The sequence below is a fragment of the Entomobacter blattae genome (genome assembly GCF_014672835.1).
Taxonomy (GTDB): domain Bacteria; phylum Pseudomonadota; class Alphaproteobacteria; order Acetobacterales; family Acetobacteraceae; genus Entomobacter; species Entomobacter blattae.
Map to the genome: position 1 here is coordinate 2,541,726 of NZ_CP060244.1, position 11,550 is coordinate 2,553,275.

At 48.0% G+C, this 11,550-nt stretch carries 8 protein-coding genes; all 8 read left to right on the forward strand.

All coding sequences use genetic code 11. The features are described 5' to 3' along the window. Positions 1-458 precede the first annotated feature (458 nt). Positions 459-1,877 (forward strand): glutamate--tRNA ligase, encoded by a 1,419-nt coding sequence (gene gltX, locus JGUZn3_RS11550; protein ID WP_203413651.1) that lies wholly within the window; start codon positions 459-461, stop codon positions 1,875-1,877. Then, on the forward strand, positions 1,874-2,899 hold the full coding sequence (locus JGUZn3_RS11555; protein ID WP_203413652.1) for an aspartate carbamoyltransferase catalytic subunit: 1,026 nt from the start codon (positions 1,874-1,876) through the stop codon (positions 2,897-2,899). The genes gltX and JGUZn3_RS11555 overlap by 4 nt, the downstream gene beginning before the upstream one ends. Beyond that, positions 2,896-4,212, forward strand: coding sequence for a dihydroorotase (locus JGUZn3_RS11560; protein WP_203413653.1), 1,317 nt, complete (start codon positions 2,896-2,898; stop codon positions 4,210-4,212). The genes JGUZn3_RS11555 and JGUZn3_RS11560 overlap by 4 nt, the downstream gene beginning before the upstream one ends. 28 nt (positions 4,213-4,240) lie before the next feature. Continuing rightward, positions 4,241-4,939, forward strand: a complete 699-nt coding sequence (plsY, locus tag JGUZn3_RS11565; protein ID WP_203413654.1) for a glycerol-3-phosphate 1-O-acyltransferase PlsY — start codon at positions 4,241-4,243, stop codon at positions 4,937-4,939. Positions 4,940-4,953: 14 nt separating this feature from the next. After that, positions 4,954-6,234 (forward strand): DNA-processing protein DprA, encoded by a 1,281-nt coding sequence (gene dprA, locus JGUZn3_RS11570; protein WP_203413655.1) that lies wholly within the window; start codon positions 4,954-4,956, stop codon positions 6,232-6,234. 8 nt (positions 6,235-6,242) lie between these two features. Next, positions 6,243-8,906 carry a type I DNA topoisomerase gene (gene topA / locus JGUZn3_RS11575; RefSeq protein WP_203413656.1) on the forward strand — a complete coding sequence of 888 codons (2,664 nt, stop codon included), beginning with the start codon at positions 6,243-6,245 and terminating at the stop codon, positions 8,904-8,906. Between the two features lie 409 nt (positions 8,907-9,315). Then, complete coding sequence (locus JGUZn3_RS11580) at positions 9,316-11,187, forward strand: S41 family peptidase (RefSeq protein ID WP_203413657.1); 1,872 nt, start codon at positions 9,316-9,318, stop codon at positions 11,185-11,187. Positions 11,188-11,190: 3 nt separating this feature from the next. Beyond that, complete coding sequence (locus JGUZn3_RS11585) at positions 11,191-11,523, forward strand: DUF1491 family protein (RefSeq protein WP_203413658.1); 333 nt, start codon at positions 11,191-11,193, stop codon at positions 11,521-11,523. Positions 11,524-11,550: the final 27 nt, after the last annotated feature.

Here is an 11,550-nt window from a genome sequence, read left to right on the forward strand (position 1 = left end):
ACAATACAGAACAAGACCATTGACCATAAAAAATACCCCAAATCACCAGGCTATTCAAAAAATATTTTTTTGACCCTACAAACCTCTCTTCGAATGGCCAACGGTACAGGCGCTGTACTCATGCCAGATGGGACGGGAGGGGAGAGGCTTTTATGGTTTACCATAATTTTAATGTGATCTGCCGTTAGCCCCTCAGACTTTTATGTATTGGGGGTTGGGCTTATGGGCAGTTTTGTACCCCCTTACAGCTTGATAATCCCTCCCAACCATATTATCCAACGTAGTCAGGACGTTTCCTGCACAATTCAGCACTCTAACCTTTTACGCACCAATTTTTCTGCACGCGATCATTTCCCATTGTGCAAATCCCGTTTGTACAAATCCCGCAGTAAAAAATAATCATTAGAAAATAAAAAACACCTTATTCATTATCCTCAATTATGATAATAAAAGATTCCATGACCATACGAACACGCTTTGCACCCAGTCCAACAGGCCTTCTCCACATTGGTAATGCCCGTGCGGCCCTGTTTAATTTTCTTTATGCCCGCCATCATGGGGGAGAATTTCTGCTCCGAATTGAAGATACAGATAAGGAGCGCTCTACCCAGCACGCCATCGATGTTATCCTGGATGGGCTGAAGTGGATGGGCCTAACGCCGGATTCTCCACCGGTTTATCAATCTCAAAACCAGCCGCGCCATACGGAAGTTGCGCAATATCTGCTTGAAAACGGGTTGGCCTATAAATGTTTCTGTACTCCACAAGAGCTGCAAACCATGCGCGAACAGGCTATGGCTGAAGGGAAGCCTCCCCGTTATAATGGATACTGGCGCAACCGCGACCCCTCAGAGGCTCCAGCAGGTGCTCCTTATGTTGTCCGTATCAAAGCCCCCCAGGAGGGGGAGACGATGATCCAGGATCTGGTTCAGGGGGAAGTTCAAGTCGCTAATGCCGAACTGGATGATATGATCATTCTTCGTACCGATGGCACCCCTACCTACCTTCATGCTGTGGTCTGTGATGATCATGATATGGGCATTACCCATGTTATTCGTGGGGATGATCACCTGACCAACACTTTTCGCCAGCTGGTTATCTACCGTGCTATGGGCTGGGCACCACCAGCTTTTGCCCATCTTCCCCTTATTCATGGCCCTGATGGAGCCAAACTTTCAAAACGTCATGGCGCTCAATCTGTCGTGGAGTTCCGTGAGATGGGTTTCCTCCCAGAAGCACTCTGCAATTACCTCCTCCGATTGGGCTGGGGGCATGGCGATGCGGAAATTCTTAATCGGGAGGAACAAATTGCCCTCTTCGATCTGGACGGTGTCGGGCGTTCCCCCTCGCGAATGGATTACACTAAACTGACCCATCTGAACGGAGTTTGGATGCGTCAGGCCGATAATACACGCCTAACCGAAGAAACCCTAAAACGCCTTACGCTGCGTAAAGACATTACCGTTCCTCCCCCATTGCTTACCCAGCGTATTCTAACCCTTATGCCCGGTTTGAAAGAACGGGCCAAAACCTTGATTGAACTGGCCGATAACGCCGCGTTTCTAGGCCAGAAAACTCCATTACCCTTTGATCCCAAAGCCGAAAAGCTGCTAACCGAAGAAAATATTACCCTTTTACAGCAGTTAGCCCAGGCGCTTAACGCCTTAACCCGTTTTGAACGGGAAGACATAGACCAATGCCTACGAGCCTTTGCAGAGCAGCATACGCTCAAGCTTGGCAAGATTGCTCAACCCCTCAGAGCGGCGGTCACAGGCAGTACCTCCTCTCCCGGTATTGATGATACCCTTGTTGCCCTCGGAAGGGAGGAAGTTCTGGCCCGTATCCATGCGGTAACCCATAAGGCAAAAACCCCATGAATGGCTTATCCCCTCATGATCCTCATTCTGAATCGTCTTTGTCCAAAAGCAAAGCACCCTCTGCCCTTTACCGCGGAGGTGTGCTTTTTTCTTATGATCATAGGCACCTGCTAGGAGTACAAGGGTTACATCCCAGCGTTGTTCATTCTCTCCTCGACCTGGCAGAGAGCTATGCCTTATCTAACCGTACCCACAAAACCCCTAGGGACCTTCTGCGAGGGCAGACGGTTATTAACCTGTTTTTTGAAAATAGCACCCGCACCCGCACCTCTTTTGAAATTGCCGGCAAACGCCTCGGTGCGGATATTGTCAACATGTCGGTTTCTACATCTTCCGTCAATAAAGGTGAGACCCTTCTCGATACCGCAGCCACCCTTAACGCGATGAGAACCGATTTGCTCGTCGTACGCCATGCGGATTCGGGTGCTCCTGCCCTTCTGGCCCAAAAAGTGGAAGCAAGCGTTATCAACGCAGGCGATGGCACTCACGAACACCCCACACAGGCATTATTGGATGCCATGACGATCCGTAGGCATTATGGCAGGTTGGATAACCTGACGATCGCTATCTGTGGGGATATTACCCATAGCCGGGTTGCCCGTTCTAATATTCACCTTCTTACCGCCATGGGCAGCAAAGTCCGGGTAATAGGCCCCCGCACCTTGGTCCCTGGTTCTATCACATCGCTTGGGGTCAAACCCTATTATTCCATGGAAGAGGGGCTAAAAGACGTTGATGTGGTTATGATGCTGCGCCTGCAAAAGGAACGTATGCAGTCTGCCCTTATTCCAAGCGCACGGGAATATTTCCAGTTCTTTGGCCTTACCCCCGAACGCCTAGCCCTAGCCCATACCCAAGCCTTGGTTATGCACCCAGGCCCTATGAATCGTGGCGTAGAAATTGACAGCCGCGTCGCCGATGACCCCGACCAGAGCGTTATTCAAGAACAGGTTGAGATGGGCGTTGCTGTTCGTATGGCTGTGCTCGACCGCCTCTCCCGCCCAAATGGATTACAACCATGAAGCCCCTTATTTTTGAAAATGTCCACCTGATTGATCCAGCAAACGGTTTAAACCAAAAAGGCAGGCTTTTGGTAGAACACGGCCTTATTACCGATATTGACACCACCAACAGTCTGTCTAGCCCTGAGAATGCCCAAATCATGAACGGGGAAGGCGCCATCCTCTGTCCCGGCCTGGTTGATATGCGGGTCAGCATTGGTGAGCCAGGTTACGAATATCGTGAAACCGTTTCCACAGCGGCCCAAGCGGCTGTAGCGGGAGGGGTTACCGCAATAGCTGTCCTGCCCAACAGCAACCCCCCTATTGATAACCCCGCCCTTGTGCAGCATCTCCGCAACCGGGGTGAAGAAACAGGGCTGATCACCTTGCACCCCTTTGGGGCTGCCACCCAACATTGCGAAGGAAAAGAACTGGCAGAGATGGGCTTATTACACCAAGCCGGTGCCGTAGGGTTTACCGATGGTGAAAAAGCCATAGCCAATTCCCGTACTATGAAGCTGGTACTCTCTTACGCCCGTACTTTTAATGCCGTTATTATCCAACATCCTGAAGATCCCTCTCTGGCTGGCAATGGCGCTGCAACCGAAGGGGAGTTGGCGACCAGAATGGGCCTTCCTGCCATCCCCGCAGCTGCGGAATCCATTATGGTTGCTCGTGATATACGCCTAGCCGAACTTACAGGGGGAAGGCTACATTTCGGGCATATTTCTACTGCTGAAAGTGTTCTCCTGATCCGCCAAGCCAAGGAGAAGGGCCTTAATATTACCTGTGATACCGCCCCTCCTTATTTTGACTTAAATGAGTTCTCGATTGGAGATTTTCGTACTTATGCCAAGCTCTCCCCCCCCCTTAGGGCTGAAGCCGATCGAATTGCCATAAGAGAGGGGTTAGCTCAGGGGGTTATCGATGCCATAGCGTCAGACCATTGCCCCCGCGATGCAGATGATAAAAGACTACCCTTTGCCCAGGCAGCAGCAGGTGGTACAGGCCTAGCAACCCTTTTAGCTGTAAGCCTTGGGCAAGTTCACTCTGGGTATATCTCAATGATTGATATGCTTTATAAGCTTACAGTAGGGCCAGCCCGCATATTAGGAATAGAAGCCGGCACACTCCGCCCTGGCCAAAATGCAGATTTATGCCTGTTTCACCCTAACCGAATTTGGCAGGTTACTGCTGGTATCTTGCCAGGAAAAGCACAAAATACCCCTTTTGATGGCCGCGGCATGGAGGGACGTGTTCTTGGTACATGGAAAAAGGGACAAAGAGTTTACGACCTGGCCAGCCATTCAACCACAAAGCCTGTTCCTGCTTGAAACATTTTATGAGAATTTCTCGACCCATATGATTTTTTCTGATATTCCACTTTCTCTCCAACAAATTCTTGTCACTATCATCGAAGCCTACATTCTGGGCAGCATACCTTTTGGCCTTGTTATTACTTATCTTTTTTACAGGATTGATATCCGCAAAGTCAGTTCTGGCAATATTGGGGCCACCAATGTGTTACGAACCGGTAAAAAAGGAGCTGCTGGCCTTACCCTGCTATTGGATGCCGCAAAAGGTGCCCTTGCTGTTCTTAGTGCGGGTGCAATTGCCAGCCATCATATTCTAGGGGGAATTGCTGCATCCAGCCATGTCATTAATCATGATAGCCCCGATAACGCCGAAGCCTATGCCATGGCTCTTGCTGCGGTTTTTGTCGTATGGGGGCATTGTTTCCCCGTGTGGTTAAAATTTAAAGGGGGGAAGGGAGTAGCCACAGGCCTTGCTGTTATTGCTGTTTTATCCCCTGCAACGGGGATATTATCCTGTCTTATATGGCTTGTTGCCGCCCTGCTTTCGCGCATGTCATCCGTAGGGGCGTTAGCAGCATTTTTGGGTATTCCTGTTTTAATGCATATTATTCATAAAAGTGCTTATTCGTCTCCCATTTTCTGGGCAACATGCCTTATTACCCTTACCATCTTCCTTCGCCATCGACAAAATATACGACGTATTATTCACGGGAAGGAACCCCTTATCCATTTTTCGTTACACTAAAGGATCCCTTGCCAATGCCCTTATCTTCCGCCTCTGCATGGTCTACCGACAGGGTTACATGCTTACAGCTGGCGCGTACAGAAGGAATTGGCCCTAAAACCTATCGTAAACTGATGCAACGGTTTTCCACACCCAGGGAAGCCCTTCATGCGTTGCCTAGCCTTCTTCAACGGGCAGGAAGGCCCACTCCTCCCATTCCGCAGGTCCAGGATATGGAACGAGAAATGACCCTTACTGAACAGATGGGGGGATTTCTTCTTTTTCTTGGTCAACCGGATTATCCACCCCTTTTGGCAGAGATCAGCGATCCGCCTCCTGTTATTGCCTGCCTGGGCAATCAAGAGCTCCTTAATCAAAAAATTATTGGTATTGTTGGGGCACGCAACGCTTCAGCGGGTGGTTTAAAATTAGCCGCCCTTTTAGCGGATGAGCTTGCCAAGGAGGGACTCGTTCTTATTTCTGGTCTAGCACGCGGTATTGATGGAGCAGTCCACCGTGCTGCTCTGAATTATAAGGCAACGATTGCAGCCCTGGCCGGTGGGTTGGACTATTTCTACCCGCCAGAACATAAAAATATGCAAAAAGATATTGCAGAAAAAGGCTTACTCATTACCGAAGCCCCTTTGGGAACAGCACCACTCAGCCAGCATTTTCCCCGTCGAAACCGACTGATTGCAGGTCTTTCCCTAGGCTGTATTATTGTGGAAGCTGCCATAAAATCTGGCAGTCTGATTACTGCCCAGCTCTGTATTGATTATCAGAGAACCATTTTTGCTGTGCCCGGCTTTCCGCTAGACCCTCGTAGTGCAGGGGCCAATGCTCTTCTACGAGATGGAGCCACCCTTACAGAAAATGCTGAGGATGTTTTAAGGGAGCTGGCAAGTTCTGCATCGTCTTTGTCTTTCCCTCCTTCTTCCCGCCCCCATAAAAAACAACAAACACCCCCTCTTTTTTCCTCACCGTTGACTCGCTTGCCCAAAACTTCTTCCCCTTTAACACCCGCAAACCCGCCCAAAAAGAACCTACATCAACCTGCTTTCGAAGCAGGGCCTCCTCTCTCTTCTCCTGCTTCTACGCAAGAGCCAACCTGCTCATCAGAAGATAAAAGAAATTTGTCTTTAAATTCATGTCAGCAAGCTATACTTTCTTTTCTTTCAACTACGCCCGTTTCAACCGACGAGCTTATTCGTTTATGTCAGGAACCTGCTCACGTCATAAACATTGCTCTTGCTGAATTGGAACTTGCCGGACATATTGAACTCCGCTCTGAAGGCTATATCTTACTGCAAGGATGAATAATTGGATGCCTACAAAAAAAACAACACCTGCCAAAACAAAAAGCCAAGCAGCTACAGCCAATGTTGTTGTTGTTGAATCCCCAGCCAAGGCCAAAACAATTAATAAATATCTTGGTGGTGATTATACTGTCCTTGCTTCTTTTGGACATGTACGAGACCTTCCCCCCCGCAATGGCAGTGTAGACCCCAATAACAATTTCTCCATGCTGTGGGAAGCCGATGAAAGGGGAATAAAGCAGGTAAATGCCATTGCCAAGGCCCTTAAATCTGCCTCAACCCTTTATCTTGCTACTGACCCTGACCGAGAGGGAGAAGCGATCTCCTGGCATGTACGGGCCATGCTGGAAGAAAAAAACCACCTTAAAGAGGTTGACGTTAAACGAGTCACTTTTAATGAAATTACCAAAAATGCCATAAAAACGGCCATGGCTCACCCCAGAGATTTGGATCAGCCCCTTATTGATGCCTATCTGGCGCGCCGGGCGCTGGATTATCTTGTTGGTTTTACCCTTTCTCCCGTCTTATGGCGTAAACTGCCAGGTTCGCGCAGTGCCGGCCGCGTGCAATCGGTGGCCTTAAGGCTGATCTGCGAGCGGGAAGCGGAGATTGAAAGCTTTACCCCACGTGAATATTGGACGGTAACCGCCCAGCTCCTTAACCGAGACAATGCCCCCTTTTCTGCCCGTCTTACCCATCTTAACGGCAAAAAGCTTGACCAATTTGACCTCAATACGGAGCAAAAAGCCACAGAGGCCAAAAAGAGTATAGAAAATGTCTCCCTTCAGGTTTTGTCGGTCGAAAAAAAGAAAACCCACCGTAACCCCCCAGCCCCTTTTACCACATCAACCCTTCAGCAAGAGGCCTCACGCAAGCTTGGCATGAGTGCTCAAACCACCATGCGTACCGCCCAGCAGCTTTATGAAGGAATTACCTTGGGCGGAGAAACCACAGGGCTTATTACCTATATGCGTACAGATGGGGTACAAATGGCAGGAGAGGCCATTGAAGCGATCCGTACCCACATTGAAAAAGAAATTGGTAAGGCCTATCTGCCTGCCAAACCCCGCCTCTATTCCAGCCGCTCTAAAAATGCCCAAGAAGCCCATGAGGCCATTCGCCCCACAGAAATCAAACGTCTCCCTACAGAAATAGAACCATTCCTGACTGCCGAGCAATTCCGCCTTTATGAGCTAATCTGGAAACGGGCCCTTGCCAGCCAAATGCAGTCGGCAGAACTGGATCAAGTGGTTGTTGAGCTCGGTGACCGCCAGAATAAAACCACTTTACGGGCCAATGGGTCTACCCTTGCGTTTGATGGCTATCTAAAACTCTACAGGGAAGGACAGGATGACCCAACAGAATCCGATAAAGATGATGAAAATAGCCGTCTTCTTCCGCCCCTTCAACAAGGGGATATTACCAAAACAGAAGACATTAAAACCGAACAGCATTTTACCCAGCCCCCTCCTCGGTTTTCTGAGGCCTCGCTTGTTAAAAAAATGGAAGAAATCGGCATTGGCAGGCCCTCAACCTATGCTTCTATCCTTACGGTCTTAAGAGATAGGAACTATGTACGCCTGGAGCAAAAACGCTTTGTTCCTGAAGATAGAGGAAGACTGGTAACAGCCTTTCTTATGGCCTTTTTTAAACGCTATGTAGATATTCAATTTACTGCCAATCTGGAAGAAGAGCTTGATGATATTTCCGGCAGCAGGGCCGATTGGCATGACGTTATGCAGGCTTTTTGGACGGATTTTTCCTACGCCATAGACCAGACCAAAGATCTGAAAATTTCCGATGTTATTGATACATTGGATCAAACACTTGGGCATCATTTCTTTCCCCCCACAGCCGATGGGCACGATCCACGACAGTGTTTGGCCTGCCATACTGGCAGATTAGGGCTAAAACTAAGCCGCCATGGGGCTTTTATTGGATGTTCTAATTATCCTGAATGCCAATATACACGAAAACTCGCTATCGAAACCAATAATGGTGAGGACGCTGATACCCTTAAGGAAGGGTATCAGCTGCTGGGGTACGACCCTACCAGCAACGAGGAAATTACCCTTCGACGCGGCCCTTATGGAATTTATATCCAAAAAGGTGAGACTGATCCTAACGATAAAAAGAAAAAGCCAAAACGGGCCACCCTTCCTAAAGGCACCACTGCAGAGACTGTAACCCTTGACCAAGCACTCGGATTATTAAGCCTTCCAAGAATTATAGGCCCTCATCCGGAAACCAAAGAGCCGATTGAAGCCGGTTTAGGCCGATTTGGCCCTTATGTAAAAATGGGAAGTATCTTTGCCTCCCTCGATAAAGATGAAGATGTGTTGAGTATTGGCCTTAACAGGGCGGTAGATGTCTTAGCCAAAAAGCTCTCCACGATCCGAGTCCTGGGCCTTCACCCCGATGATGGTGAACAGGTTATAGCCCGGAAAGGCCGGTTTGGGCCGTATGTCCAGCACGGGAAAACTGTGGCAAATATGCAACGAACACAGGCTCTTGAGGATGTAACCCTCGAAGAAGCCTTGGTTCTGCTGAATGAAAAAGGAAAACCACTCCTGAAAAAAACCGCACAAAAAGGCCGTAAAAAGGCTACTACCACAGCGGAGAGTAAAAATGAGCCAAAGAAGAGTAAAAAAATACAAAAAAATGATAATTGATATATTGCCAACACTTTCTTAATATCGATGGCAAGAGGTTTTTCTTGGCAGGTTAAGCGGTTTTTAAAAGTATTTTTTGGGGAGATTCCCTCCTCTACCCAAAAGAACTTCCTATCTTCTTATCAGTCAATTTCGTAAGGGACAGGAAATCCTAATACTTAAGATAAGCTGCTCCATAAACCTGTGCGCCACCGGCTAGAGACTCTGCCTGTGGATAAAGGCCCAATAACTAAGTACGGTATCATATGTTCAGGTTTCTCCCCCTTATTACTTTTTTGTTTTTTGTAGACCGTCATTTTATTAGGGGTAACCGTAAGAGCTTCTTCCTAAAAATCTATTTAAAGACTCCTCTATGCTCTTCCGTAATGCAATGGGTGCCTGTTTCTCCAGCTGGTAAAGCCTTAAGGACATGAGTGTGATATCCTTAGAGAAGCAGCTGCGCTTTTTTACCCAAAAAATCAGAACCTATATGGAGCATGTGCCCTTTTTAGACCGAATGGCCAAACGCCCCTATGCCAATCAAACGGCCCATAGAAAAAAATGTTCTGCCAGTAGTAAAAACAGTAGTAAAAACAGCAGTAAAAACAGAAAAAAATCTTATTTGCCAAAGGCAATATCTCTGGCAGCATCCTTGGCGACACCCCTGACAACACCCCTGGCAACACGAGGATTATCAAGAAAGAAGGGCATAAAAACTGCTCTTCCTTATTGCTCAACCCACTTTTTATGGTCCAAAGTCCGATGTCTGCTTTATTTGGCCTGCTTGAATCTTCTTTGGGTTCCAGCCTATGGGGCTGGGACGTTTGGAACTGGGAAAAGCTCATCTCATTTCAATGCTGATATGACTGGAACGGTTATCAATACGGCCTTAACCTTCCTCCAGCCAAGAACCCTTGACCCCTACACTATAAAACAGCTTAGCTTATGGGGAATGAATGGTATTATGGCCCTTGATTCTTCATTTTCCTTTTCCCAGCAACCAGGAACCCTTATTTTCAAATCTGCCCAAGTGCCGCTTTTAACCTTCCCCATGCCTTCTGAAGAAGATATCAAGGGATGGTCAGAGATCATCGGAAAGGTTATGAATAAAGCTTGGGAGACCTCAACCCTTATTCGCTCTTCAGGATCCAACAGCCTATTGGAAAGCTTTTTTAGTGAGCTTTTTAACCATATTGACCCTTATTCCCGTTATATCCCACCAACTTCTGCCAGCGAAGATCGGGAAAAACGCATTGGTGAAACTGCTACAGCAGGAATCACCATTGGCCTTCAATCGCACAATGTCATTATTACTGCCCTTAACACCAATGGCCCAGCCTGGGCAGCTGGTCTTTCCATTGGGCAAAGAATCCTTTCCATAAACGGCCATTCCACCAGCCATAAGCCTTTAAGTACTCTTAATGCCTGGCTCCAGGGAAGCGAAAATACCCCTATAACCTTAACCGTTAGCACACCTGGGGAAAGAAAAAACCAGACCCTGACCCTCAAACTGGCCCTTATCCCCCCAGAGACGGTTTTTGCCTTTTTATCTGAGAAAATTCTTGTGCTTCGTATTCATTCTTTCTCCGCTGATACAGCCCAGGAAGTTAGCCAGTATCTCGATCAAATCTTGCAAGAAAGCCCCGTTAAAGGGATTATATTTGATCTCCGCGGCAATAGAGGCGGCGTATTACAGCAAGCCATCACCACCTCGGCCCTTATTCTTAACCATGGTGTCGCAGCTATTACCCAAGGAAGAGACGAACAAGCCAACCACATCTGGGCTGTTCAAGGGGGGGATATTACAAATAATGTCCCAATCATTGTCCTTGTTGATGGTCGCACAGCCAGTGCTGCCGAAATCCTCTCTGCTGCACTGGCTGACCATCATCGTGCTGTGGTTGTTGGCAGTGTTACTCTTGGCAAGGGGCTGGTACAAACGATTGCTCAACTGCCAGATGGGGGTGAGCTCTTTGTAACCTGGAGCCGGGTCATTGCCCCCTTGGGTTGGCCTTTGCAAGGGCTAGGGGTTATTCCACAAGTCTGCACCAGCAAAGGGGAAAACACGACTCAAAAGCAAATGACAACCCTAGAAAATGGGCAGACCGTAAACCATGAAGCCCTAGAAGAGTCCCGCTCTGCTCGTTATCCCATTGCTGTATCACGTATTCTGGAAATCCGGAAAAACTGCCCAGCAGCCATAGGTACTGACCTTGATATTACCGTTGCCCAAAACCTCATCAAGAACCCCACAGCTTATAAGGCTGCTCTTTTAAGCATACCAGAGAGCGCAGCAAATTAAACCATGCCAAAGCTTAAAACCCATATTCTTGCCCAAGCCATTATCCGACAGGCAGAACTTGCCAATGCATGGCCCATGCTCATCACCAAAGGAGATGACGATGCGGGGAGTATTTTGGTTTTACTATACAACTCTCAGCAACTTTACCGTATTCTCGGACAAACTCGTAACACGGAAGGTGAACAAGCCTGGTTTTATATTTCTGGGCCAGAGCCTTTAGCCGAAGAAGACACGAAATTTTTTATAGAAAAACAAAGGAAAAGAGATCCTGACCTCTGGGTTATTGAATGCAAAAGCGATAGTTTTTCTCCCCCTTTTGAAGCCAATATACTTTAACCATATTCTCCCATAACCCTGCCTCGC

What these genes read in the sequence shown, in the direction of transcription:
- JGUZn3_RS11560 (WP_203413653.1), top strand. Translation starts at nt 2,896, where the DNA reads ATGAAGCCCCTTATTTTTGAAAATGTCCACCTGATTGATCCAGCAAAC.
- JGUZn3_RS11585 (WP_203413658.1), top strand. Translation starts at nt 11,191, where the DNA reads ATGCCAAAGCTTAAAACCCATATTCTTGCCCAAGCCATTATCCGACAG.
- dprA (WP_203413655.1), top strand. Translation starts at nt 4,954, where the DNA reads ATGCCCTTATCTTCCGCCTCTGCATGGTCTACCGACAGGGTTACATGC.
- topA (WP_203413656.1), top strand. Translation starts at nt 6,243, where the DNA reads ATGCCTACAAAAAAAACAACACCTGCCAAAACAAAAAGCCAAGCAGCT.
- gltX (WP_203413651.1), top strand. Translation starts at nt 459, where the DNA reads ATGACCATACGAACACGCTTTGCACCCAGTCCAACAGGCCTTCTCCAC.
- JGUZn3_RS11580 (WP_203413657.1), top strand. Translation starts at nt 9,316, where the DNA reads ATGAGTGTGATATCCTTAGAGAAGCAGCTGCGCTTTTTTACCCAAAAA.
- plsY (WP_203413654.1), top strand. Translation starts at nt 4,241, where the DNA reads ATGATTTTTTCTGATATTCCACTTTCTCTCCAACAAATTCTTGTCACT.
- JGUZn3_RS11555 (WP_203413652.1), top strand. Translation starts at nt 1,874, where the DNA reads ATGAATGGCTTATCCCCTCATGATCCTCATTCTGAATCGTCTTTGTCC.